Below are 23,239 nucleotides of genomic sequence, written 5' to 3' on the forward strand. Positions count from 1 at the left end.
CCTATGCTGGATTTATTACTCGAGCCCTTCTCTTATGACTACATGTTGAAAGCAATGATTTTGAGCACGGTTGTCGGAGGAATTTGCGCTTTTTTGTCTTCCTATTTAATGCTCAAGGGCTGGTCATTAATTGGTGATGCCTTATCCCACTCCGTTGTACCGGGTGTCGCCATTGCTTATGCGTTTTCCTTACCTTATGCGCTCGGTGCATTTTTTTCAGGTATTTTAGCCGCAATTTCTATTTTATGGATTAAATCCATTTCTAAGCTAAAGGAAGATGCTGTTATCGGTTTTATTTTCAGTACATTTTTTGCGCTCGGATTATTGATTATTTCCTTAAATCCGACTGCCGTAAATGTGCAAAGTGTTATTTTAGGTAATATTTTGGGCATTGCAGATGAAGATATCTACCAAGTTTCGATCATTATCGGTATTTGTTTAGTCTTGCTTTTATTATTCTGGAAAGATCTACTACTGATTTTTTTCGACGAAACTCAAGCGATTACCGTAGGGCTTTCACCACTTTTCTATAAAACCTTATTTTTTACCTTATTAAGTGCTTGTGTAGTCGCTGCATTACAAACCGTAGGAGCAATTCTTGTAATCGCAATGGTCATTACACCGGGTGCTACGGCTTATCTACTGACGGATAAGTTTAAAACCCTAGCGATCATTGCTGTGATATTAGGCTCAATCACCAGTTTTGTGGGCGTTTATATGAGCTATTATTTAGACGGTGCAAGCGGAGGAATCATAGTTACACTGCAAACTTTACTTTTCTTGCTCGCATTTTTGTTTTCCCCAAAATACGGCTTACTTACTCGCAACAAAAAGGCGGTACCCGATGTTTGATTGGTTTTTAGAGCCTCTCCAATTTGCTTTTATGCAAAATGCGTTGCTCACAGCATTAATTGTCTCTACTATCTGTGCCTTACTTTCCTGTTATTTAGTATTAAAGGGTTGGTCATTAATGGGTGATGCGATTTCTCATGCCGTGCTACCGGGAATTGTATTAGCCTATCTGATAGGTATTCCTCTTGCTATCGGGGCATTCCTATCCGGCATTTTTTGTGCTTTCGGCGTGGGTTATTTAAAAGAAAACAGCCGAATTAAAGAAGATACCGCCATGGGGATTGTGTTTTCAGGCATGTTTGCCATCGGATTGGTGATGTTTACCAAAATTCAAACCGAGCAACATTTAACCCATATTTTGTTTGGCAACGTATTAGGGGTCAGCAATATTGAATTAATACAAACTGCGGTCATTTCTACCTTTGTTTTTCTTGTTATTCTCTTTAAACGCCGTGATTTATTACTTTATTGTTTTGATGCAAGCCATGCTCGGGTTGCCGGTCTCTCACCACAGGTTTTGCATTATAGCTTACTCATTCTAACTGCGCTCACTATTGTCAGCACCATGCAGGTAGTTGGCGTAATTTTAGTGGTTGCCATGTTGATAGCACCGGGAATTACTGCCCTTACATTGACAAAATCCTTTGATAAAATGCTATGGGTCTCTGTCATAACCTCAGTTATTTCAAGCCTTATGGGCGTGATTTTGAGCTATCACTTTGATGCCTCAACGGGTGCTTGTATTATTTTATTGCAGGCGGCAATTTTTATCCTTGCATTAGCCTATAGCAAAATTAAACAATAATTCAAGGCGGATATATTATCCGCCCGAATCGTTAATTTATGATACGCGCTAATAAGGTCAGCACTTCATAATGTGCCGTATGCGGGAACATATCAAAAAGCTGAATTTTAACAGGCTGATAATGTGTCAGATCGCGTAAATCTTTCCCCATAGAAATGGCGTTACAACTGGAATATAAAATAAAGTGCGGTCGGATTTGGTTGAGAAATTCGCTTACTGCCTTTCCGGTTCCACGACGTGGAGGGTTTACAATAACCAAATCCGGGCGTTCCTCATTGCCGTTCAACACAAAATTTGCCGCATCTAAAGACTGAAATGTCACATTCCGTAAAGCTAATTTTTGGGCGGACATTTTTGCCGCTAAAATTGCCGATGGCGAAATTTCAATACCGGTCAGTTCAACGTTCTGCCCTTTTTCTCCTTGCAATCCATACGCACAATGCAAACCGAAACCGCCCACACCGCAAAATAGATCCCATAATGTTGTTACAGGTAAATCTTTTACCCATTGTTGTGCCGTTTTATATAATCCTGCGGCAACCTGAGGATTCGTTTGGAAAAAACCTTGGGGACGAATAAAAAGTGGAATATCATTAAAACGTTCCGCTAAAAATTGTTGTTTCGTGAGAAAAATTTCTTGCTCCCCTTCTAAAATAGCGGCGTGTTGGGGTTGCAGATTTACACTGACGACCTCCAGTTGAGGTAATTTAGCTATAAGTCCGGCCAACTCCCGACAAATTAACGCTAACTTATTTTCAGAACGCAGCACAAAGCGTAGCATTAACTTTCCTGTTGATACGCTTTCCGTCAGTAAAATATATTTAAGTTCACCTTTCTTCTTGGCAACGTTGTACGGCACTAAGCCGGCACGCCCGATAAAATCTTTTAGAATCGGGAAGATCGTTGCAAAATGCGTGGGATAAAGAGGGCAATCACACAAATCAACCGCACTATTCGGACCATTAGGATCTTGCAAAATACCGAGAATCGGTCGTTCCACCGAGCCGCTCACAACCATTTTAGCTTTATTACGAAATGCCGACGGTTGTGATTGGAAAGGGGCTAACCAAACCAAATCATCACAATTCAAATGAGAAAGCTGCGTTTTTAGATGAGTGATTTTCTCAGAAATTTGCCGTTCATAAGGCATTTTAAGCCATTGACATGAACGACAATTTCCCGCTTGATAATGGCGGCAATCCATCATGCTTTGCCTGCCAACCATGCTTGTTGAAGCGCCGACAATTTTTTATGGTTTTCCAACCAACGTGGTGTTTTGGTCAATTCAGACCAACTATATGATTTTTTCTTAAATAAACTATTTAAACGTGTTTGACGCTGAATAAAGTGCGGTTGATTTTCCGTGAGTTTTAACTGTTCCAACACTTGAATTACACCAGCCCGCTCATTACAAAGTAACAATAAATCGCAACCGGAATTCAATGCCTTTTCACTACGAGCGACAAAATCCCCCATAAACCCTGCACCTTTCATCCCCAGATCATCGGAGAAAATCGCTCCGCTAAAATTCAATTTTTCACGTAAAATTTGCTTTAACCAATATTCTGAGCCACTTGCTGGCTGACTATCGCATTGAGTATAAATCACATGGGCAGGCATAATAGCATCCAATTTTTGCTGAGCAATCAGTTGTTTGAAAGGTTGGAGATCCCGACTAAAAATCGCCTCCTGAGGACGTTCATCATAAGGTGTTTCCAGATGGGAATCTGCCAATACGTGTCCGTGACCGGGAAAGTGTTTGCCCGTTGTTGCCATTCCTGCTTCACGCATTCCCTCAATAAAAACGCCTGCTAAATTGACCGCACTTTGCACATCACTACTAAAGCTGCGATCGCCAATAGCACGACATTCATGGCCTAAATCCAACACCGGCGCAAAGCTGAGATCAATATCAAGCGCTGCCATTTCCGCCGCCATTTGCCAGCCTGATTCTCTCGCCCAATGTTGCTGCTGCAAAACATCGGATAATGAGGCAAAGGCTTGCATTGCCGGCAACTGTGTAAAACCTTCACGGAAACGTTGCACACGACCACCTTCTTGATCCACCGTAATCAGTAACGGTTTTTTCACCCGCTTACGTACGGATTTCACCAATGCCTGAATCTGTTCTCTCTCATAAAAATTGCGGGTAAACAGAATTAAACCGGCAACTAAAGGATGCTCCAACAATTCAACTTCTTCTTGAGTTAGCTCGTAACCTTCAAGATCAATTAATAAAGTAGACATAATTTACTGTAAATAAAGACGATAGTTGGTACTTTCCAACGTTGGTTTAATCAGCTCAACAGACTGTCGTGCTTGAGGTTGTAAACGCAAATTGCCGACAACGCTTTCACGCTGATCCGCCCAAACTTGGGTTACGCCCTGTGCGTTATACCAAAAAAGATGATAATTCACATTAACCGGTTGGCTAGTTTTATTTTTTACCCACGCAGAATCCGCTGACACGTTTGCCTCAACAACCGAAGCAAGTTCCGCCGTTATATTCAAAATAGGGGTATTCGTGTGAACCAAATTCGGCCCTGAAACGGAACACGCCGAAAGCACCAAGCCCGCAAAAATAATCAATAATTTTTTCATTATTTACCCAACATTTTGCCAAGCGGTTCGCCCCCTAGAAGGTGCATATGAATATGAAACACTTCCTGACCGCCATGTTTGTTGCAATTGACAATTAAGCGGTAACCGTCTTCCGCAATCCCCTCCTGTTTCGCCAATTTTGCTGCGACTGTGAACAGGCGTCCAAGCGAGGTTTCATCTTGTTCGGTTACCTCATTGGCTGTTGGAATCAATTTATTTGGGATAATTAAAATATGGGTTTTAGCTTGTGGCGCAATATCGCGAAAGGCGGTCACCAATTCGTCTTGATAAACAATATCGGCGGGGATTTCTTTACGAATAATTTTGCTGAAAATGGTTTCTTCTGCCATAGGATTTTCCTTCTATCAATGAAAAAAGTGCGGTTGAAAACTACCGCACTTTTTATCAGAAATCAGTTCTGATTGCAATTTACCGTTATTCTTTCAAGAAAAAAGCCTATGTTCTCATAGGCCTTTACTCAAAACTTATTAATTAGTTCTCATCTTCTTGTTTGATAAAAGCTTCATTAATTTCAATTTGTGCTTTATCACGTAATGCTTGTAGCAGTTGTGCACGTAATTCAAGTTGCTGTGTTTGACGTAATTGTTCGCCAAATTGAGCTAATTCCTGCTCATTCAGCTCACCTTGTTCCACTTTATTAAGTGCCACAATAATCACATCGCCTTTCGCATTACGCACTACTTTATACACGGTTGTACCATTTGTCGGTTTTTCCATGGAGAAAATACCATTGGTTAAAATCGGATCTTGATTTTCAGTAAAAGCGAAAGTTTGCTCAGCACCGAAAGAAATACCCGCCGGTAATTTATTTGGAGCCGTCGGCAGATCATTGATTATCTGTGTTGCCGATGTGATCAATGTTTTTTCCGCTTTGTCACGTTTTAAAAAGTTTTCAATATCCGATTTTGCTTCATCTAATGTTTTTACGCCTTCTGCTTTATGCTCTAACACGCGTACCAAAACGATATTTTGTTCCCCTACGTTTAATGGTTCGGAATTTGCCCCGCCATTTGAAATATCGGAATCAAACATTGCAGAAATCACATTAGGTGAATTTAACGCGGTCGGTACATTTTCACGAGAAAAATAACCGCTTTCCTGTACTTTTACACCGGCTGCGTTTGCCGCACTCTCTAAAGATTTACTGTCTTCAAAGGCTTTTTCACGTACATTTTTTTCAATCGTGTAGAAACGGTTTTCCAATAAGCTTTTACGTACTAAATCTGTGATTTGCGCTTTTACTTCATTTAATGATTTTTCTTTACGCTCTTCCACCAGGATAAGGTGAAAATTACCGTCAACATTAACAGGTTCACTGAATTTTCCGACCTCAAGTCTTGTTGTCGCCTCTTCAAAAGCTTTTGGTAATTCATTAGCATTTACCCAACCCAATTCACCGCCATTCTCACCTGAAATTTTATCTAACGAACGTGTTTTGGCTAATTCGGCAAAAGTTGCACCATTTTGTAATTCTTGATAAGCCGTTTGCGCATCTTGCTCATTTGCAAATTGTATATGCGCTACTCGCTGTGTCATAAACTGTGCTTTATTATCTTGATAATATTGTGCAATTTCGATATCGCTTACTTGAATATCCTTCGCCACATCTGCTCCTGAAACTTGAATATATTGCACTTTTACTTGTTCAGGTTGCACAAACGTTTTTTGGTTGGCTTCATAGTAGGTTTTCACTTCATCTTCAGTGATACTTTGTTTTGCCATTTCATCGGCAAGGGATAACGTCGCTAAACGGGCAAGACGTTTTTGAAAGAAAAGTTGAGCACTGTCTTTTACCTGAACCGGCACCACAAATTCACTATCCGCAATACCGTTTTGCATTTGCTCAAGGGTCAGTGCGCCACGCAAAATATTCGCATAAGCATCAGAGCTTAAACCGTTTTGTGCAAGAATTTGTTGGTATAATCCATTATCAAATTTCCCATTTGATTGAAAATTCGGATCAAGCACAATGGCACGTTTAATCATTTCATCGCTCACACCCAATTTTAATTCTTTAGCGTATTGGCGAAGTAATTCTTGATCAACCAAACGATTAATAATCCCTTGACGCAAAGCATTAACAAATTCCGGTGAATCGGACTGAGTTAAAAATGCCTCACCTTCTTGTGCCGCACGTGCTTCAAATTCTTGGTTATAACGATTCATAAAATCTTGCTGGGAAATGGTTTCACCATTGACCTTTGCAGCATAAGAATCGTAGTTGCTAAATAAATAACCAGACATCCCCCCTACTAAGAATGAAATGGTAATCAACCCGAGAATAAATTTAGCAATTTTGGTATTCGCCATACCGTTCATTTTTTCGATAAACATATTTACCCTTTTTAAAAGACAAAATTTTTGGAATTATAATCGAAAGTGAGGAAATTCGCACCTTAAAATACCAAAGCATCATGCTCAAATAAAATTTTAATCCCCATAATAATAATGACTAAACCACCGAAAATTTCGGCTTTACTTTTAAATTTTCTTCCTAAAAAATGACCGCTTTTTACACCGATAAAAGAAATTACAAACGTTGTAATACCAATAATGCATACTGCCTGAATAATATTCACATGCAAAAAAGCAAATGAAATACCGACAGCCAGTGCATCAACACTGGTCGCCAAGCCCAAACTAAGTAGCCGTTTAACATTGATTATCTCTGAAACCGGCTCCTTTTCCTCCTCGGTGAAGCCTTCACGAATCATATTTGCACCGATCAATAATAAAAGGATAAAGGCAAACCAGTGATCCCATTCTTGAATAATTTTGCTAAATTGCGAACCCAATACATAACCTATAAGTGGCATGATTGCTTGGAAACAACCAAAGCAAAGGGCTATCATCACTGCCTGTTTCCATCGAAAAGATCGCATAGCGAGTCCTTTCGAAATCGAAACGGCAAAGGCATCCATCGACAATCCCAGTGCAATAATCCACAATATATAAAATGCCATTATTTCTGTCTTTATTTACCAATACAAAATGAGCTGAAAATATTACTGAGTAAATCATCCGAGGTAAATTGACCGGTAATTTCACTTAATTGTGCCTGTACCAGGCGTAATTCTTCCGCCAATAATTCTCCTGCATGAAATTCCGTTAATTGAACTAAACCGATTTGCAAATGCTCCGCCGCTTTTTCTAATGCTTCTAAATGGCGACGACGGGCTAAGAATCCGCCTTCAATACCGGTTTGGAACCCCATGGTTTGTTTTAAATGCTCACGCAATAACTGTACCCCTTTGTGTGTTTGAGCTGACAAGCTAATGATTTGATAGCCTTTTTCTTCACTCAATCCTTCTTCTTCATCAGTTAAATCAATTTTATTACGCACAATCGTCACTGGAATATTTGTCGGTAATTTCGCTAAAAATTCTAACCGCACTTTTTCAAGATTTTGGATCTCTGTATCGCTACTGTCGAGCATTAAAATGATACGATCCGATTGTTCTATTTCAGTCCAAGCTCGGGAAATTCCAATTCGTTCCACTTCATCGGTGGCTTCACGCAGTCCCGCCGTATCAATAATATGGAGTGGCATACCATCAATGTGAATATGTTCACGCAAAACATCACGTGTCGTTCCTGCAATATCGGTCACAATCGCCGCATCACGTCCGGCAAGAGCATTCAATAGACTGGATTTCCCTGCATTCGGGCGACCGGCAATCACGACCTTCATTCCTTCACGTAAAATCGCACCTTGTTTTGCTTCACAGCGTACATCGTCCAGCTGAGTGATAATACCCCGTAAATTCGCTTCAATTTTGCCATCCGCCAAGAAATCAATTTCCTCATCGGGAAAATCAATGGAGGCTTCTACATAAGTTCGTAAATAAATAACCGCCTCGACTAATGCATTGACTTTATGTGAAAATTCACCTTGCAATGATTTTAACGCTGAGCGGGCAGCCTGTTCGGAGGTCGCGTCAATTAAATCTGCGATAGCCTCTGCTTGAGCCAAGTCTAATTTATCATTCAAAAAAGCTTGTTCAGAAAACTCGCCCGGTCGTGCTAAACGAACACCCTCAATTTGCAAAATACGTTTCAGCAATAAATCAAGGACAACTTGTCCACCATGCCCTTGCAATTCCAATACATCTTCACCCGTAAAAGAATTCGGTGCTTTAAAATAAAGGGCAATACCTTGATCCAATACCGTTCCATCAACATCTTTAAAAGGTAAGTAGTCCGCCATACGAGGTTTGGGACATTTCCCCAAGACGTTGTTCGCAACTTCACCCGCTAAAGGTCCGGAAATCCTTAAAATACCAATGCCACCCCGTCCCGGTGCGGTGGCTTGTGCAACGATTGTTTCTTTCATAAAAAACTCTCTAAAAAATGACCGCACTTTTATGCGGCTTAAAATACGATAGGGCGTATGCTATACAGCCTTAGAGACATCATCAACACCCAATGATGGAAAAAGGCACCTTTCGATGCCTTTTTCATATAATTAGGGATTATTTTTTACGGGAATGTAACCCTTTTTTCTCTAATCCACGGTAAATCAGTTGCTGCTGTACAATAGTGATTAGGTTAGACACTAACCAGTATAATACCAAGCCTGACGGGAACCAGAGGAAAAAGAACATAAAGATTAGCGGCATAAAATTCATCACTTTTTGCTGCATTGGATCAGCCACCGGTGTCGGAGACATTTTTTGCAGCAAATACATAGAAATACCCATCAAAATCGGCAAAATGTAATATGGATCTTGCGCGGATAAATCTTGAATCCAGCCGAAGAATGGCGCGTGACGAAGTTCAACAGCTTCCATAAATGTCCAATATAGTGCAATGAAAATCGGCATTTGCAGAAGAATCGGTAAACAACCGCCCAAAGGATTGACCTTTTCCTCTTTATAGAGTTTCATCATTTCTTGGCTCATACGCTGACGATCATCACCAAAACGCTCACGCATTTCTTGCATTTTTGGTTGTAACATACGCATTTTTGCCATTGAGGTATATTGTGCTTTTGTGAGTGGATATAGAATCGCTTTAACAACAATAGTTACACAAATAATTGCCAGACCCCAGTTAGAAACAATTCCTTGGATGAAAGTGAGTAACCAAAACAACGGTTTTGCAATAAACCATGCCCAACCATAATCAACGGTTAAGTCTAAGTTATTTGCCACTTTTGCCATATCATTTTGAAGTTTAGGCCCAGTCCACAGTGAGCTGGAAATCGTTTCTTGCGCTCCCGCCGGAATTGTCACGATTGGCCCGCGATAACCAATTGAAGCCACATTATTTTTTGTATCAGTGAGAGTATAAAGTTGATTATCCACATCTTGATTCGGAATCCATGCAGAAACAAAGTAATGTTGTAATACAGCAACCCAACCTGCTTTGGTATTGATAGAAAGATTCGCATCTTTCATATCAGAGAAACTGTATTTTTTATAATTGGTTTCTGATGAAGAATAAGCACCACCGGTATAAGTTGGCATTGCTACATTGCCACTACTTTCCACTAATGTATGTTTTAATTGCCCATAAGGCTCTACTTCAATAGTTTCACCGCTTTGATTATTAATCTTGTAATCAACATCAAGGGCATAACTGCCACGTTTTAAAACAAAGATTTTTTGATAAGTAATGCCGTCTTTTTCAAAGGTCAATGGTACTGAAAGTGAATCTTGCCCTTCAGACAGTTTAAAATTATCGCCTTCAATTTGATATTGTGCACGACCCGATTTAGTATCAATGCCATTTTTTCCAATCAAACCGCTTTGCGCAACATAAATATGTTTGGAAGAATCTTGTAAAAGCACAAAAGGGGTTTGAGAGTTTAATTCCGCATCATATTTTAATAATTCGGAACTCACTATATCACCGCCTAATGTATCCACTTTTAAACGGAAAACATCATTTTCTAAAGTGATAAGACGACCTTTAGCCGATGAATCTACTGAAATTTGGTTTGATGAAGCAGAACTTGCCGGCACATCAGATGCCATTGAAGTTATTTGTTCAGGTACCGGAGGCGGATTTTTATCCATTTGCCACTGCTGATAAACAAGGAAAGAAATAAAAATTAGTGCTAAGACTAATAGGCTACGTCTTGAGTCCATTACTTTTTCTCATGGTTATTATTAATTTTTGGCGGAACAGGATCGAATCCGCCCGTGTTCAGGGGGTGACATTTTAATACACGTTTTAACGTAAGCCAACCACCTTTTAGTGCTCCATGTGTTTTTAATGCTTCAATACCATAGCATGAACAAGTAGGAACAAATCGACAACGCGGCCCGATTAACGGACTAATCGCCACTTGATAAAGCCGAATTAAAACAATCAGAATTTTTGAGCCAAACGAATGTGCCGTTGCCATAATTTTTCCAACATCTGATGAAATGTTTTGTTATCAAGCTTACCAATTCCGCTTTTTGCCACCACAACAAAATCACACGCTGGTAATTGATATTGAGATAAACGAAAACTTTCACGCACTAAGCGTTTAATGCGGTTACGATCATGCGCACGCGCCAAACACTTTTTAGGCACAGCTAACCCTAGGCGGGGATGATCAAGATTGTTTTTACGAGCAAGAATAGTGATTTCAGGGGTGCTAGCCCGGAACGGTTGTTCGAAAACATTTTTGAATTGAATGGGAGTCAACAAACGTAACTCCCTAGAAAAGTTAAACCTAACCACTCAAAACGCGATTATGCAGATAAACTTTTACGACCTTTAGCGCGACGACGAGCTAAAACTTGGCGACCGTTTTTGGTTGCCATGCGAGCACGAAAACCGTGGGTACGGCTACGTTTTAATACAGAAGGTTGAAATGTACGTTTCATTGTAACTTACCTAAATCTCAATGTTTACTGTTTTGAATCCAAAACAAATAAGGGTTATAAAAAATAGGACGCAATTCTAATCATAAATCAGACGTTCGTCAAACTAAGAAAGGGAATTTTTGCAAAACAATCTGCTAGCCCTTCCCAAATCTTCGCAATCATACGTAATTCAAATAAAATATCAAGTCACCTTTTTCGTTTTTTCCTTTTTCGGGAGAAGATTTTTTCTTGAGATTATTGTAGAATCTCTAAAAATTTTTTTGATTGTACTTACCGTATCGCCAATTCATTGTAAGTAGAAAACGTAGCATTAAGGATAGTCTATCGTGAGTCTCTCTAACCTTTGGCAAGATTGCCTTTCTCAATTACAAGATCAAGTTTCCGCTACCGATTTAAGCACTTGGCTTCGTCCACTACAAGCTGATACTGTCTCTCAAGATAAAATGGTACTTTATGCTTCAAATATGTTTGTAAAAGGCTGGGTTGAAACACATTACCTCAAGCTGATTCACCAAATTTGCCAAGCGCTTTCACAAAATCCAAACCTACAAATTATCCTGAAAGAGGGGGTAAAACCTACACCTAAAGCCGTTATTAAGCCGGTAGTGCAACCGACAGAAAGTGCGGTCAATTCCGATGCTAAATCCGAAGTAGAAAAACCACTAAAATTTGATTCGCATCTTAACACCAAGCATGTATTTGAAAATTTTGTCGAAGGTAAATCAAACCAATTAGCTCGAGCAGTCGGACAAAAGTTGGCACAAGCGCCCGGTGAAGCAACCGCCAATCCATTCTTTTTGTATGGCGGAACGGGGCTCGGAAAAACTCACTTATTACACGCTATTGGCAATGGTATATTGGCGAATAAACCCAATGCACGGGTACTTTATATTCACGCCAACAATTTTATGCAGCATATGGTGAAAGCCATGCGTGATAACAATATGGATCAATTCAAAAAGTTTTATCGTTCTTTGGATGCACTATTAGTCGATGATATTCAATTTTTTGCTGAGAAAGAGAAAACCCAAGAAGAATTTTTTCATATTTTCAATAATTTATTTGAAACCGGTCGCCAAATTATTTTAACGTCCGATCGCTATCCAAAAGAAATTGAAAAAATTGAAGAACGTTTAAAATCCCGTTTTGGCTGGGGATTAACAACTGCGATTGAGCCTCCCGATCTAGAAACCCGCGTGGCAATCTTGTTAAAAAAGGCAGAGGAACATCAGATTCATTTACCTGAAGAAGTCGCGTTTTTTATTGCCCAACGCTTACGCACCAATGTTCGAGAGCTTGAGGGAGCATTAAATCGCGTAAAAGCCATGCAAGATTTCAAAGGCGGAGAAATTGATATTGATTTTGTGCGTGAAACCCTAAAAGATATTCTTGCATTGCAAGAACGTTTAGTCACAATTGATAACATTCAAAAAACCGTGGCGGAGTACTATCGAATTAAAGTATCCGATTTAAAATCAAAAAGTCGCCAACGTTCTGTTACACGTCCACGTCAAATTGCGATGGCATTGGCAAAAGAATTAACAAATCGTAGTTTACCGGAAATCGGTCGGGCCTTTGATCGGGATCACACTACTGTGCTGAACGCTTGCCGTGAAGTGCCAAAATTTCGTGAAAAAGATAACAGCATTCAAGAAGATTGGGCGAATTTAATTCGTACCTTATCAGCATAAGGAGCCACTATGCAATTCAGTATTTCTAGAGAAAACCTTTTAAAACCGTTACAACAAGTTTGTGGCGTATTGAGCAGTCGCCCAAATATTCCCGTATTAAATAATGTTTTGCTACAGATTAAAGACAATCGTTTAACCATTACCGGTACTGATTTAGAAGTTGAGCTTTCAACTCAAACTCAGCTTTCCTCTTCTTCCGCTAACGGTAACTTCACGATTCCGGCAAAAAAATTCTTAGATATTTGCCGTACTTTATCCGATGAATTTGAAATTACCGTCACATTTGAAGAAGATCGCGCCATCGTACAATCAGGAAGAAGTAAATTTAACCTTGCTACGCTCCCGGCAGAAGAATATCCCAATCTCACAGACTGGCAATCAGAAGTGGATTTTGCTTTACCACAAAATACCTTACGCCGTTTAATCGAAGCAACACAATTTTCTATGGCAAACCAAGATGCCCGCTATTTCTTAAACGGGATGAAATTTGAAACGGAAGGTAATTTACTCCGCACCGTTGCAACCGATGGTCATCGCCTTGCAGTTTGTACTATTGCCCTAGAACAAGAACTACAAAATCACTCAGTAATTTTGCCACGAAAAGGGGTATTAGAACTCAATCGACTGTTGGAAAACACAGAGGAAACAGCTCGTTTACAAATAGGTACGAATAACCTGCGTATCCATTTAAATCATATTATCTTTACATCAAAATTGATTGATGGGCGTTTCCCTGATTACCGTCGCGTGCTACCACGCAATGCGGATAAAATTGTAGAAGGTAGCTGGGAAGCCTTAAAACAGGCTTTTGTTCGTGCCTCAATTCTTTCTAATGAACGTGTACGTAGCGTACGTTTGAATTTAACCGAAAATCAACTCAAAATTACCGCCTCCAATCCGGAACACGAAGTCGCGGAGGAAATTGTGGATGTCGTGTATTCCGGAGAAGAATTGGAGGTTGGTTTCAATGTCACCTATATTTTGGACGTATTAAATACCCTAAAATGTCAACAAGTCCGTATCCGCTTAACGGATGCTTCATCCAGCTGTCTTATTGAAAATTGTGAAGACAACAGTAGTGAATATGTGATTATGCCGATGCGTCTGTAAGATGGCTATTTCTCGCTTACTCATTGAAAAATTTAGAAATTTAAATGCCGTGGATCTGGAATTTGATCACGGCTTTAACTTTTTGGTCGGTAATAACGGCAGTGGAAAAACCAGTCTTTTAGAAGCAATATTCTATCTTGGTCACGGGCGATCCTTTAAAAGTGCGGTCACAAATCGTATTATTTTTTACGACGAACCACATTTCACTCTTTTCGGACAAATTAAAGAAAGCCAGCATCAATGGTCGGTAGGACTACAAAAATTTCGACAAGGTAATACCCTTGTTAAAATCAATGGTGAAGATGGAAACAAAATTTCAGACTTGGCTCATTTACTCCCAATGCAACTCATTACACCGGAAGGATTAACTTTGCTAAATGGCGGTCCAAGTTATCGTCGGGCATTTTTAGATTGGGGATTATTTCATCATCACCTTCACTTTCATTCCGCTTGGAGCAATCTGAACCGCCTACTAAAACAGCGTAATGCGGCACTCACCCAACAGCAATCTTATACAGCAATAAAAGCCTGGGATATTGAGCTTGCAAAACTTGCTCATCAAGTAAGCGATTGGCGTGCAGAATATGCCGAAGCACTACGGCCGGAAATTGAACAAACCTGCCAACTTTTTTTACCGGAATTAGATATTAATGTGAGTTTTCATCAGGGGTGGGACAAAAATACCGAATATAGCGATTTGCTGCGACAAAATTTTGAACGGGATAAATTGTTAGGCTATACTTTTTCAGGCCCACAAAAAGCAGATTTTCGTTTTAAAGCAAACGGATTACCGGTTGAAGACGTGCTTTCACGCGGTCAATTAAAACTACTTATGTGTGCCTTACGTCTTGCTCAGGGTGAACATTTGATGAAAGAAAAACAACGTCCTTGTATTTTCTTAATTGATGATTTTGCTTCAGAACTGGATCAATTCAAACGTGAACTACTTGCCGAACGGTTACAACAAAGCGGTTCACAGGTATTTGTAACGGCAATTACACAGAGACAGCTAAAAGAAATGGAAGCCGAAAAAGGAAGATTATTTGAAGTAGAAAACGGTGTGATATCTCCACTTGAAAAAACAAATCAATTGATGATTTAGGAAAAACTCAATAAGTGATACTTGAATTACTAGCCAGATCAAAAAATTAAGCAAAAAAGACCTTAACCTTGATTAAAAAACCCGCAAAAGTGCGGGTGTTTTTTACTCAAATTCGTCTAACCATTTCAACAAAATCGCTTCAAGAATCGCCTCGTTAGATTTTTGCGGATCATCATCAAAATCCTCTAGCTCGCAAATCCATTGATGTAAGTCTGTAAAACGTACTGTTTTGGGATCAAGCTCCGGGTTGCGATCATACAATTCTTCTGCAATGAGTTGTGAATCTGTCCATTTCATTAGTGAGCAGCCTCATTTGCATGATTAAGATTATATTTTGGAATTTCCACTACTAAATCTTTATCCCCCACGATACATTGACAAGAAAGGCGACTATCCATTTCCAAGCCCCATGCTTTATCTAACATATCTTCTTCTTGATCGCTGGTTTCATTTAAAGAATCAAACCCTTCACGAATAATTACATGGCAGGTTGTGCAAGCACAAGAACCATCACAAGCGTGATGAATCTCTACCCCTGCATTATGTGCCACTTCTAATAAGTTATCACCGGCAGCCGCATCCACGACCATTCCTTCCGGACAAAATTCTTCATTAGGTAAAAAAATCACTTTTGGCATAATACTTTCCTCAACTCACAATGATTAAAAAAACAACTTCCTTTAAACTTTAAAAACTCGGCTAAATCTTACCGCACTTTTATAGCGTTTCCATCTCCGATACATTCTTACCGGTTAAGGCTCGATTAATACTGGCATTCATTCGTCTTGCGGCAAATTCTTGCGTTGCGGCATCTAAGGCTTTAATACCCTGTGCGATGGCATTACGATCAACACCTTGTTTGACCTCCACTAATTGCTTCAACACCGCTTCAATATGATGAAATTCTTCAGTACTCAGCAATTCCGAGCCGTCTGCCTGTAATGCAACGATCACACTCTCAATCACACGATCTGCTTCTACGCGTTGCTCCGCTAGTTCACGTGCCTGCAAATCCTCTTGTGCATGGTCAAAAGAAGATTTAATCATTGCCGTCACTTCTTCATCAGTTAAACCATAAGAAGGTTTAATTTGAATAGATGCCTGCACTTTGGTGGATTTTTCCATCGCAGTTACACTTAACAACCCATCGGCATCCACTTGATACGTCACACGAATATGTGCTGCACCTGCCGCTATTGGCGGAATACCACGTAAAGTAAAACGCCCGAGTGAACGACAATCCGCCACTAATTCACGTTCACCTTGTACCACATGCACTGTCATTGCCGTTTGCCCATCTTTAAAAGTGGTAAATTCTTGTGCACGGGCGACAGGAATGGTTGTGTTACGTGGAATAATTTTTTCTACCAATCCGCCCATAGTTTCAATACCAAGCGAAAGCGGTACCACATCAAGCAATAACATATTAGTATCAGTTTTATTACCGACTAAAATATCCGCCTGAATCGCCGCCCCTAGTGCAACCACTTTATCCGGGTCAATGGACGTTAATGGTGTTTTGCCAAAAAATTCGCCCACTTGCTCACGAACATAAGGCACTCGTGTTGAACCACCAACCATCACCACATTTTGAATCTCATCTGCCGCCACATTGGCATCTTTTAATGCACGCCGACAAGCGAGCAAAGAACGTTTTACCAGCGGGTGAATTACTTCGTTAAATTGTTCACGCGTTATTGTAATGGAAAAATCTTGCCAAGAAATGACCGCACTTTCAGCCTTGCTCAAGGCAATTTTAGCTTGACCGACAAGGGTTAATAGCTCACGTTGTTGATTAACATTCTGTGGTTGGAATTGTGTTTGTTTTATCACCCAATCGACAATGCAATGATCAAAGTCATCACCACCCAATGCCGTATCGCCACCGGTCGCTAGTACCTCAAACACGCCTTTAGACAAACGTAAGATAGAAATATCAAAAGTACCGCCACCTAAATCATAAACGGCAATAATGCCTTCTTGCCCACTATCCAAACCGTACGCCACCGCTGCAGCAGTGGGTTCGTTCAGTAAACGCAATACATTCAGACCCGCCAAACGTGCCGCATCTTTTGTACTTTGGCGTTGGGCATCGTCAAAATAGGCGGGAACGGTAATCACCACTCCTGAAAGCGCGTTATCAAAACGCTGTTCTGCGATACAGTTTAAATGCGCCAAAATATCCGCAGAAACTTCTACCGGACTTTTTTTTCCTTGATTTGTAATGATTAATGGCAAGCCATTTTCACTCGCCACAAAATCATAAGGCATATTCGGATAACGTGTCTGTACATCTGTCAGGCTGCGTCCAATCAAGCGTTTCGCAGAAATTATAGTATTTTTAGGATCGCTTGATGCTTGAGCAAAGGCTTCCACACCCACTTGTTTTTCATTTTTACCATAATGAACCACTGAAGGAACCAAACTACGCTCTTGCTCATCATTTAAAATCACGGCTTGACCGCTTCTAACCGTCGCAATCAAAGAGTTGGTTGTACCTAAATCAATCCCTACCGCTAAACGATGTTGATGGGGTGCTTGTGTTTGCCCAGGTTCTGCAATTTGTAATAATGCCATAATATTTCTTTCTATTTTTTTATTCGTTATGTCACAGAGTATGCCATGTCAAATTTTTCTTTTTCAGCAAAACAAGCATTGTAGTGGGTTTCAATATTCACTTCACGTTTTTGGCGTAATCCGATTGCAGTTGTTTTGTCTTCACTTAGATCCGGTGTAAATACAACCACTTGATTACCATCAAGCTGTTTCACATCTTCTTGCCAATTTTGCCAAAATAGATCTTGGTAGAATGCCTCTACATTGCCATTTAACGCCCAAGCTAAAAATTCGGTATAAGTAAAATTCAGATTATGCCAAGTTAAATCTTTTGGTGAAAAATAATAAATTTTGCCGAGCGCATCACCCAAAGATCCACCGTTTAAAGCAAAATAACCGCCAATGACATCATCTGCCACTAATAAATATTTAGGTTTTTCACCTGATTTTTGGAATGATTTGCTGAAATTCCAATCCATTAAACCGCGTGGCAATGTAAAGCTACCGGATCCCAAAATTCGTAACCAACCGTAATGAATGAGAATACCGCCTGTTTCATAAATTACTGCTCCTATTGGGGAGGAAATCGGCATTTGCATCATAAACAGTTCTCGCTCAGCACTGGTTTGCTCTTTTTTGATCACCTGGCAATCATTGCGTGCCTGAGCGATCCATTGGGAAAGGATTGGCCAAGCGGAATTTTCCTGAGAAGTCAATTGTTCAATGGTTTGCATAATTTATGGATATATCGCTAAGTTCGAGCAATTTTCATTGTACTTTAAAACGTAAATAGGTGTTCTTCTACACGTTCAATTTCTTCGGTTAGTTTCCGCGTAAAACGTAATTTATCACATAACTGTGAGGCTTTTTCCCATTGTTGGGAGCGCAATGTATCGGAAAGAGCGGTTAATAATTGCAATGTTTCTTGCTTAATTTCCTTTGCAAAATTATCTAACGCCGCTTCATCTTTTTGATTTTCTAGGTTTTCCAATCGTTCACGCCACTGTAACTGTTGCATTAAAAACGCCACATCTTGCACACTTTTCTGTTCAAGATCTTTTTGTTCTCCAGTATTCATTGAGATAATTGCTTCGGCTCGTAAAATAGGATCTTTTAACGTTTTTAAGGCATCATTCACTTCTGTTGATTTTTGCATTGCAATGCGTTGCTCAACGGCAGTTGAAGAGACAAAATTATCTGGATGCAAGGTTTTTTGCATCTCTAAATAACGTGTATTTAAACTTTGCATATCAAGTTGAAAATCAACCGGTAAATTAAAAATTTCAAAGGGATTTAACATTATTCTTTAACCTAAAGTGTTAAACGTGGAAACTTTCACCACAACCACAGGATTCTTTCACATTTGGATTATTATATTTAAAGCCTTCATTTAGCCCTTCTTTTACATAATCCAACTCAATACCATTGAGATATACCAAACTTTTCGGATCCACAATCAATTTCACGCCATTTTGTTCAAAAACCTGATCTTCATCATTTAATACATCGACAAATTCCAGCACGTATGCCAAACCTGAACAACCGGATGTTTTCACACCTAAGCGTAAACCAATCCCCTTACCTCGATTATCCAAAAAAGCCTTAACACGTTGTGCCGCTTTTTCTGTTAATGTTATGCTCATGATTTTCCCCAAAATCAGTAAAAGTGCGGTCAAAATCAACCGCACTTTCCATTATTTGCCTTGTTTTGCTTTATAATCGGCAATCGCCGCTTTAATAGCGTCTTCAGCTAAAATCGAACAGTGAACTTTCACCGGAGGAAGCTCTAACTCTTCAGCAATTTGGCTATTTTTAATCGCTCCGGCCTCCTCTAGAGATTTACCTTTCACCCATTCCGTAATGAGTGAACTTGAGGCAATAGCAGAACCACAGCCATAAGTTTTAAATTTTGCATCTTCAATGATGTTGTTATCATTTACTTTGATTTGCAACTGCATCACGTCACCACAGGCCGGTGCACCGACCATACCGGTACCGACCGAGCTGTCTTTCTTATCCATAGAACCTACATTACGCGGGTTTTCATAATGATCGATTACTTTTTCACTATAAGCCATTTTAACTTTCCTTTTTTAAATTGAGATAAATGCCGTTTTGATCCGAAACATCACGAACGGCAAGTGAAGTCCTAGTGAGCTGACCACTCAATCGTGTTGAGGTCAATTCCTTCTTTAAACATATCCCATAATGGGGATAATGCGCGTAATTTTTCAACCGCACCTTTTACTAAATTAATGGTGTAATCAATTTCTTCTTCGGTAGTATAACGCCCTAGTGTGAAACGAATCGAACTATGAGCCAATTCATCATTCAAACCCAATGCACGTAATACATAAGACGGTTCAAGACTTGCAGAAGTACAAGCAGAACCTGATGATACCGCGATATCACGCAATGCCATCATTAAAGATTCTCCTTCTACATAGTTAAAGCTAATGTTTAAATTATTATCTAAACGATGTTCCATTGAGCCATTTACATAGGTTTCTTCGATATCTTTTAAACCGTTATATAAGCGATCACGAAGTGCTTTTAAACGCGGCATTTCAGTTGCCATTTGCTCTTTTGCAATTTGATAGGCTTCGCCCATCCCCACAATTTGATGAACTGGTAACGTACCGGAACGCATACCTCGCTCATGGCCACCACCATGGATAATCGCTTCTAAACGCACTCGCGGTTTACGACGAACATACAACGCCCCAATACCTTTAGGTCCATACAATTTATGGCTGGACATAGACATCAAATCCACCGGTAATTCGGCAAGATTAATTGCTATCTTACCGACACTTTGGGTCGCATCTACATGAAAAATGGTTTTATTTGCACGACAAAGTTCCCCAATCGCTTTGATATCCTGCAACACACCAATTTCATTATTTGCATGCATAATGGAAACTAAAATCGTATCCGGACGAAGTACGGCCTTGAATTTTTCTAAATCAATTATCCCATCGGATTCCGGCGATAAATATGTTACTTCAAAACCTTCACGCTCTAACTGGCGGCAAGTATCCAATACCGCTTTATGTTCTGTTTTACAGGTAATAATATGCTTACCTTTGGTTTGGTAGAAATGAGCCGCCCCTTTAATTGCTAAGTTATCAGATTCCGTTGCACCGGATGTAAATACGATTTCGCGAGAATCCGCACCGATTAAATCGGCAATTTGGTTACGAGCAATATCCACGGCTTCTTCCGCTTGCCAACCAAATTTATGTGAGCGCGAAGCCGGATTTCCGAAGGTGCCATCAATGGTTAAAAATTCCATCATTTTTTTTGCAACACGCTCATCTACCGGACAGGTTGCTGCATAATCTAAATAAATAGGTAAATTCATTTTCACTCCTAAAAACATTCCAAATTTGACCGCACTTTAAAACGTGCGACTACTTTCCTTTATGGATTCATTAATATTAAATTTTCAAAATCATGATGCGATTGGCGCTTTTGTTCACGCTTACTAACAAGTTCCGCTAAAGTAATTTCATTCAAAAAACTTTCAATACGATTACTTAAGTCTTCCCAAAGAGCATGAGTTAAACATTCTTTCCCGTTTTGGCAATTTCCTCTACCTAGACATTTTGTCACGTGGATATTTTCATTTACTGCAGAAATAATCATGCCTACAGAAATGCTATCACTTGGTAATCCAAGCTGATACCCCCCACCAGGTCCACGGACGCTTTTCACTAATCCGTCACGACGCAATTTAGCAAAAAGTTGTTCTAGATAAGATAATGAAATATTTTGACGTTCAGAAATATCAGCAAGACTCACCGGACCAGATTCTGCATTTAGTGCGATATCTAGCACTGCGGTCACCGCATAGCGTCCTTTTGAGGTAAGTTTCATAAAGTTTCCTTAAAAAATTGCGCCAATGTTTACATATCTGACCAAAATAATCAACTATCTATCTTGGGCAAATTTAACCGTTTTTCAACCGCACTTAGCATACCTTGCAGAATATTTAGCTCATTTTTTTCTATATTTGCACGATTGTATAAACGTCTTAATTTCTGCATCACCCCTTGATTTTGAATAAATCCAAGAGATTGATACAGCTGTTCGGTATGATTAAAAAAATACTCCATATCTTGAAGCGTCACCGATTGGCTTTCTGTCGAATTTTTTGAGACAAGCGACGAGAAATCCTGCTCCTTGGCTAAATACGCCATACGCAATTCATAACTAACCAACTGAACAGCCATTGCTAAATTCAATGAAGAATAATCAGGATTAGCCGGAATCGTTAAGTGATAATGGCATTTCAATAATTCATCATTGTACAATCCCACACGCTCTCGCCCAAAAACAATGGCGACTTTACCCTGATGCTTTGCCACTTTTTCTGCACATGCCCTTGGTTCGATTAATGTGTTTTGTAAATGACGTAAGCGTGCACTTGTTCCAATTACTAAAGAGCAATCAGCCACCGCTTCGTCAAAACTTGACACTATCTTTGCATTATTAACGATATCATCCGCACCTGCGGCAAGTGCAATAGATTGCTCATCAATAGATTTAGGCGAAACAAGATACAACTGAGACAGCCCCATTGTTTTCATCGCTCTTGCTGCAGATCCAATATTCCCGCTATGTGAGGTTTCGATGAGAACAATTCGAACACGATCAAACATTACGCCTCATTATCTGATTAAAAACTCGGGGCATTCTATCATAATAACCTTGAATTTAGGTCAAGAATTTCCTTATTTTAAAAATAAGGATTACTTATCAATAAAACGAAAAGTCAGACTTAGTTAGAAAGAGATTAGATACCTAAGTACAAGCACTAATTAGTAATGACTAGAGGAGAAGTATAAAATTAGATGGTGGGTCGTGAAGGATTCGAACCTTCGACCAACGGATTAAAAGTCCGCTGCTCTACCGACTGAGCTAACGACCCATAATGAGATCTGTACGATAGTGGTGGGTCGTGAAGGATTCGAACCTTCGACCAACGGATTAAAAGTCCGCTGCTCTACCGACTGAGCTAACGACCCACATCATTTGTGACAGACGCGTATAATACTGATTTTATTTTTCTACGCAAGAAAATTTTTCTATTTTTTATTTAATTGATGGAATAGTCACCAATTTTCTAAATATAGGGATAAAAACTAAAAGGTAGAGATCTAAATCTCTACCCTTAGAAAATCAAACTTATCTAAAATTAGTATGCTAATACAGCACGACGGTTTTTAGAATATGCCGCTTCGTCATGACCTAATACTGCAGGTTTTTCTTCACCATAAGAAACTGTTGAAACTTTGCTACCTTCCACACCTTTACCGGCTAGGAAAGATTTAACAGCGTCCGCACGACGTTGACCTAAAGCAATATTGTACTCAGGTGTACCACGCTCATCAGTATTACCTTCAACAATCACTTTTGATGCCGGAGTTGCATTTAAGTATGCAGCATGCGCATCTAAGATTTGAACGTACTCACCTTCGATATTATATTTGTCAAAACCAAAATATACTGTGTTGTAACGTTGTTGAAGATCTTCAACAGAATAACCACCGAAAGTTTGACCGTTTGTTGCACCGTTGCCAGCTGCATCGTTGCTAGAAGAACTACATGCTGCTAATGCTGCTACAGAACCTGCAACTAATAATGATTTAATAAATTTGTTCATTAGATTCTCCTA

27 protein-coding genes and 2 tRNA genes are annotated in these 23,239 nt (G+C 39.7%); 5 read left to right on the forward strand and 24 right to left on the reverse strand.

Annotated features, from left to right (window positions below; genetic code table 11):
- Positions 1-3: 3 nt before the first annotated feature.
- A complete protein-coding gene (locus PNEUHYL_RS01985) occupies positions 4-852 on the forward strand; it encodes a metal ABC transporter permease (protein ID WP_059365611.1) in 849 nt (282 codons plus the stop codon).
- Positions 845-1,657 (forward strand): metal ABC transporter permease, encoded by an 813-nt coding sequence (locus PNEUHYL_RS01990; RefSeq protein WP_059365612.1) that lies wholly within the window; start codon positions 845-847, stop codon positions 1,655-1,657. Before PNEUHYL_RS01985 ends, PNEUHYL_RS01990 begins: the two co-directional genes overlap by 8 nt.
- A 31-nt stretch (positions 1,658-1,688) precedes the next feature.
- On the opposite strand, the gene rlmC is transcribed toward PNEUHYL_RS01990, so the two are convergent.
- The 11 genes from rlmC to rpmH form a co-directional block, all read right to left on the reverse strand.
- Entirely contained in the window at positions 1,689-2,864 is a 1,176-nt protein-coding gene (gene rlmC / locus PNEUHYL_RS01995) for a 23S rRNA (uracil(747)-C(5))-methyltransferase RlmC (RefSeq protein WP_059365613.1), read from the reverse strand.
- A complete protein-coding gene (gene nagZ, locus PNEUHYL_RS02000) occupies positions 2,861-3,904 on the reverse strand; it encodes a beta-N-acetylhexosaminidase (RefSeq protein ID WP_059365614.1) in 1,044 nt (347 codons plus the stop codon). The genes rlmC and nagZ overlap by 4 nt, the downstream gene beginning before the upstream one ends.
- A 3-nt stretch (positions 3,905-3,907) precedes the next feature.
- Positions 3,908-4,258 (reverse strand): DUF1425 domain-containing protein, encoded by a 351-nt coding sequence (locus PNEUHYL_RS02005; RefSeq protein WP_059365615.1) that lies wholly within the window; start codon positions 4,256-4,258, stop codon positions 3,908-3,910.
- Positions 4,258-4,608, reverse strand: coding sequence for a purine nucleoside phosphoramidase (gene hinT / locus PNEUHYL_RS02010; protein ID WP_059365616.1), 351 nt, complete (start codon positions 4,606-4,608; stop codon positions 4,258-4,260). Before hinT ends, PNEUHYL_RS02005 begins: the two co-directional genes overlap by 1 nt.
- 142 nt (positions 4,609-4,750) lie before the next feature.
- Positions 4,751-6,613 carry a peptidylprolyl isomerase gene (gene ppiD / locus PNEUHYL_RS02015; RefSeq protein WP_059365617.1) on the reverse strand — a complete coding sequence of 621 codons (1,863 nt, stop codon included), beginning with the start codon at positions 6,611-6,613 and terminating at the stop codon, positions 4,751-4,753.
- Positions 6,614-6,675: 62 nt separating this feature from the next.
- Positions 6,676-7,242: a manganese efflux pump MntP gene (locus PNEUHYL_RS02020; protein ID WP_059365618.1), complete on the reverse strand. Its 567-nt coding sequence runs from the start codon at positions 7,240-7,242 to the stop codon at positions 6,676-6,678.
- 11 nt (positions 7,243-7,253) lie between these two features.
- Complete coding sequence (gene mnmE, locus PNEUHYL_RS02025; protein ID WP_059365619.1) at positions 7,254-8,612, reverse strand: tRNA uridine-5-carboxymethylaminomethyl(34) synthesis GTPase MnmE; 1,359 nt, start codon at positions 8,610-8,612, stop codon at positions 7,254-7,256.
- Positions 8,613-8,751: 139 nt separating this feature from the next.
- Entirely contained in the window at positions 8,752-10,371 is a 1,620-nt protein-coding gene (yidC, locus tag PNEUHYL_RS02030; RefSeq protein ID WP_059365620.1) for a membrane protein insertase YidC, read from the reverse strand.
- The gene (yidD, locus tag PNEUHYL_RS02035) at positions 10,371-10,631 is read right to left on the reverse strand and encodes a membrane protein insertion efficiency factor YidD (RefSeq protein WP_059365621.1); all 261 of its coding nucleotides are present in this window, start codon (positions 10,629-10,631) and stop codon (positions 10,371-10,373) included. The genes yidC and yidD overlap by 1 nt, the downstream gene beginning before the upstream one ends.
- Entirely contained in the window at positions 10,595-10,954 is a 360-nt protein-coding gene (gene rnpA, locus PNEUHYL_RS02040; protein ID WP_059365622.1) for a ribonuclease P protein component, read from the reverse strand. The genes yidD and rnpA overlap by 37 nt, the downstream gene beginning before the upstream one ends.
- Positions 10,955-10,965: 11 nt before the next feature.
- Entirely contained in the window at positions 10,966-11,100 is a 135-nt protein-coding gene (rpmH, locus tag PNEUHYL_RS02045; protein WP_005539760.1) for a 50S ribosomal protein L34, read from the reverse strand.
- A gap of 326 nt (positions 11,101-11,426) precedes the next feature.
- On the opposite strand from rpmH, the gene dnaA reads away from it, so the two are divergent.
- From dnaA to recF, 3 genes are read left to right on the forward strand one after another with little or no spacing between them, the layout of a single operon-like run.
- Positions 11,427-12,791 carry a chromosomal replication initiator protein DnaA gene (dnaA, locus tag PNEUHYL_RS02050; protein ID WP_059365623.1) on the forward strand — a complete coding sequence of 455 codons (1,365 nt, stop codon included), beginning with the start codon at positions 11,427-11,429 and terminating at the stop codon, positions 12,789-12,791.
- A 9-nt stretch (positions 12,792-12,800) separates the two neighbouring features.
- Positions 12,801-13,901, forward strand: coding sequence for a DNA polymerase III subunit beta (gene dnaN / locus PNEUHYL_RS02055; protein ID WP_059365624.1), 1,101 nt, complete (start codon positions 12,801-12,803; stop codon positions 13,899-13,901).
- 1 nt (position 13,902) lies between these two features.
- Entirely contained in the window at positions 13,903-15,003 is a 1,101-nt protein-coding gene (gene recF, locus PNEUHYL_RS02060; RefSeq protein WP_059365625.1) for a DNA replication/repair protein RecF, read from the forward strand.
- Between the two features lie 102 nt (positions 15,004-15,105).
- Here recF and iscX read toward each other — a convergent pair whose 3' ends face one another.
- The 13 genes from iscX to pal form a co-directional block, all read right to left on the reverse strand.
- Complete coding sequence (gene iscX, locus PNEUHYL_RS02065) at positions 15,106-15,300, reverse strand: Fe-S cluster assembly protein IscX (protein ID WP_059365626.1); 195 nt, start codon at positions 15,298-15,300, stop codon at positions 15,106-15,108.
- Positions 15,300-15,641, reverse strand: coding sequence for an ISC system 2Fe-2S type ferredoxin (gene fdx, locus PNEUHYL_RS02070; RefSeq protein WP_059365627.1), 342 nt, complete (start codon positions 15,639-15,641; stop codon positions 15,300-15,302). Before fdx ends, iscX begins: the two co-directional genes overlap by 1 nt.
- Before the next feature lie 79 nt (positions 15,642-15,720).
- Positions 15,721-17,580, reverse strand: coding sequence for a Fe-S protein assembly chaperone HscA (gene hscA, locus PNEUHYL_RS02075; RefSeq protein WP_059365628.1), 1,860 nt, complete (start codon positions 17,578-17,580; stop codon positions 15,721-15,723).
- A 26-nt stretch (positions 17,581-17,606) separates the two neighbouring features.
- Positions 17,607-18,293 (reverse strand): DUF2625 domain-containing protein, encoded by a 687-nt coding sequence (locus PNEUHYL_RS02080; protein WP_059365629.1) that lies wholly within the window; start codon positions 18,291-18,293, stop codon positions 17,607-17,609.
- A 44-nt stretch (positions 18,294-18,337) separates the two neighbouring features.
- On the reverse strand, positions 18,338-18,859 hold the full coding sequence (gene hscB, locus PNEUHYL_RS02085) for a Fe-S protein assembly co-chaperone HscB (RefSeq protein WP_059365630.1): 522 nt from the start codon (positions 18,857-18,859) through the stop codon (positions 18,338-18,340).
- Positions 18,860-18,878: 19 nt separating this feature from the next.
- Entirely contained in the window at positions 18,879-19,202 is a 324-nt protein-coding gene (iscA, locus tag PNEUHYL_RS02090; protein ID WP_059368798.1) for an iron-sulfur cluster assembly protein IscA, read from the reverse strand.
- A gap of 51 nt (positions 19,203-19,253) precedes the next feature.
- Positions 19,254-19,637 (reverse strand): Fe-S cluster assembly scaffold IscU, encoded by a 384-nt coding sequence (gene iscU / locus PNEUHYL_RS02095; protein WP_059365631.1) that lies wholly within the window; start codon positions 19,635-19,637, stop codon positions 19,254-19,256.
- Positions 19,638-19,708: 71 nt separating this feature from the next.
- A complete protein-coding gene (locus tag PNEUHYL_RS02100) occupies positions 19,709-20,923 on the reverse strand; it encodes an IscS subfamily cysteine desulfurase (protein ID WP_059365632.1) in 1,215 nt (404 codons plus the stop codon).
- 59 nt (positions 20,924-20,982) lie between these two features.
- Positions 20,983-21,438 carry a Fe-S cluster assembly transcriptional regulator IscR gene (gene iscR / locus PNEUHYL_RS02105; protein ID WP_059365633.1) on the reverse strand — a complete coding sequence of 152 codons (456 nt, stop codon included), beginning with the start codon at positions 21,436-21,438 and terminating at the stop codon, positions 20,983-20,985.
- 50 nt (positions 21,439-21,488) lie between these two features.
- Entirely contained in the window at positions 21,489-22,223 is a 735-nt protein-coding gene (gene trmJ / locus PNEUHYL_RS02110; protein ID WP_059365634.1) for a tRNA (cytosine(32)/uridine(32)-2'-O)-methyltransferase TrmJ, read from the reverse strand.
- Positions 22,224-22,416: 193 nt separating this feature from the next.
- Positions 22,417-22,492, reverse strand: a tRNA-Lys gene (locus tag PNEUHYL_RS02115).
- Positions 22,493-22,513: 21 nt separating this feature from the next.
- Positions 22,514-22,589: transfer RNA gene (locus PNEUHYL_RS02120), tRNA-Lys, on the reverse strand.
- 170 nt (positions 22,590-22,759) lie between these two features.
- Positions 22,760-23,227: a peptidoglycan-associated lipoprotein Pal gene (pal, locus tag PNEUHYL_RS02125; protein ID WP_059365635.1), complete on the reverse strand. Its 468-nt coding sequence runs from the start codon at positions 23,225-23,227 to the stop codon at positions 22,760-22,762.
- Between the last annotated feature and the right edge of the window lie 12 nt (positions 23,228-23,239).

The organism is Rodentibacter caecimuris (assembly GCF_001019715.1).
Lineage (GTDB): Bacteria > Pseudomonadota > Gammaproteobacteria > Enterobacterales > Pasteurellaceae > Rodentibacter > Rodentibacter caecimuris.

What these genes read in the sequence shown, in the direction of transcription:
- PNEUHYL_RS01985 (WP_059365611.1), top strand. Translation starts at nt 4, where the DNA reads ATGCTGGATTTATTACTCGAGCCCTTCTCTTATGACTACATGTTGAAA.
- PNEUHYL_RS01990 (WP_059365612.1), top strand. Translation starts at nt 845, where the DNA reads ATGTTTGATTGGTTTTTAGAGCCTCTCCAATTTGCTTTTATGCAAAAT.
- rlmC (WP_059365613.1), bottom strand. Translation starts at nt 2,864, where the DNA reads ATGATGGATTGCCGCCATTATCAAGCGGGAAATTGTCGTTCATGTCAA.
- nagZ (WP_059365614.1), bottom strand. Translation starts at nt 3,904, where the DNA reads ATGTCTACTTTATTAATTGATCTTGAAGGTTACGAGCTAACTCAAGAA.
- PNEUHYL_RS02005 (WP_059365615.1), bottom strand. Translation starts at nt 4,258, where the DNA reads ATGAAAAAATTATTGATTATTTTTGCGGGCTTGGTGCTTTCGGCGTGT.
- hinT (WP_059365616.1), bottom strand. Translation starts at nt 4,608, where the DNA reads ATGGCAGAAGAAACCATTTTCAGCAAAATTATTCGTAAAGAAATCCCC.
- ppiD (WP_059365617.1), bottom strand. Translation starts at nt 6,613, where the DNA reads ATGTTTATCGAAAAAATGAACGGTATGGCGAATACCAAAATTGCTAAA.
- PNEUHYL_RS02020 (WP_059365618.1), bottom strand. Translation starts at nt 7,242, where the DNA reads ATGGCATTTTATATATTGTGGATTATTGCACTGGGATTGTCGATGGAT.
- mnmE (WP_059365619.1), bottom strand. Translation starts at nt 8,612, where the DNA reads ATGAAAGAAACAATCGTTGCACAAGCCACCGCACCGGGACGGGGTGGC.
- yidC (WP_059365620.1), bottom strand. Translation starts at nt 10,371, where the DNA reads ATGGACTCAAGACGTAGCCTATTAGTCTTAGCACTAATTTTTATTTCT.
- yidD (WP_059365621.1), bottom strand. Translation starts at nt 10,631, where the DNA reads ATGGCAACGGCACATTCGTTTGGCTCAAAAATTCTGATTGTTTTAATT.
- rpmH (WP_005539760.1), bottom strand. Translation starts at nt 11,100, where the DNA reads ATGAAACGTACATTTCAACCTTCTGTATTAAAACGTAGCCGTACCCAC.
- dnaN (WP_059365624.1), top strand. Translation starts at nt 12,801, where the DNA reads ATGCAATTCAGTATTTCTAGAGAAAACCTTTTAAAACCGTTACAACAA.
- recF (WP_059365625.1), top strand. Translation starts at nt 13,903, where the DNA reads ATGGCTATTTCTCGCTTACTCATTGAAAAATTTAGAAATTTAAATGCC.
- iscX (WP_059365626.1), bottom strand. Translation starts at nt 15,300, where the DNA reads ATGAAATGGACAGATTCACAACTCATTGCAGAAGAATTGTATGATCGC.
- fdx (WP_059365627.1), bottom strand. Translation starts at nt 15,641, where the DNA reads ATGCCAAAAGTGATTTTTTTACCTAATGAAGAATTTTGTCCGGAAGGA.
- hscA (WP_059365628.1), bottom strand. Translation starts at nt 17,580, where the DNA reads ATGGCATTATTACAAATTGCAGAACCTGGGCAAACACAAGCACCCCAT.
- PNEUHYL_RS02080 (WP_059365629.1), bottom strand. Translation starts at nt 18,293, where the DNA reads ATGCAAACCATTGAACAATTGACTTCTCAGGAAAATTCCGCTTGGCCA.
- hscB (WP_059365630.1), bottom strand. Translation starts at nt 18,859, where the DNA reads ATGTTAAATCCCTTTGAAATTTTTAATTTACCGGTTGATTTTCAACTT.
- iscA (WP_059368798.1), bottom strand. Translation starts at nt 19,202, where the DNA reads ATGAGCATAACATTAACAGAAAAAGCGGCACAACGTGTTAAGGCTTTT.
- iscU (WP_059365631.1), bottom strand. Translation starts at nt 19,637, where the DNA reads ATGGCTTATAGTGAAAAAGTAATCGATCATTATGAAAACCCGCGTAAT.
- PNEUHYL_RS02100 (WP_059365632.1), bottom strand. Translation starts at nt 20,923, where the DNA reads ATGAATTTACCTATTTATTTAGATTATGCAGCAACCTGTCCGGTAGAT.
- iscR (WP_059365633.1), bottom strand. Translation starts at nt 21,438, where the DNA reads ATGAAACTTACCTCAAAAGGACGCTATGCGGTGACCGCAGTGCTAGAT.
- trmJ (WP_059365634.1), bottom strand. Translation starts at nt 22,223, where the DNA reads ATGTTTGATCGTGTTCGAATTGTTCTCATCGAAACCTCACATAGCGGG.
- pal (WP_059365635.1), bottom strand. Translation starts at nt 23,227, where the DNA reads ATGAACAAATTTATTAAATCATTATTAGTTGCAGGTTCTGTAGCAGCA.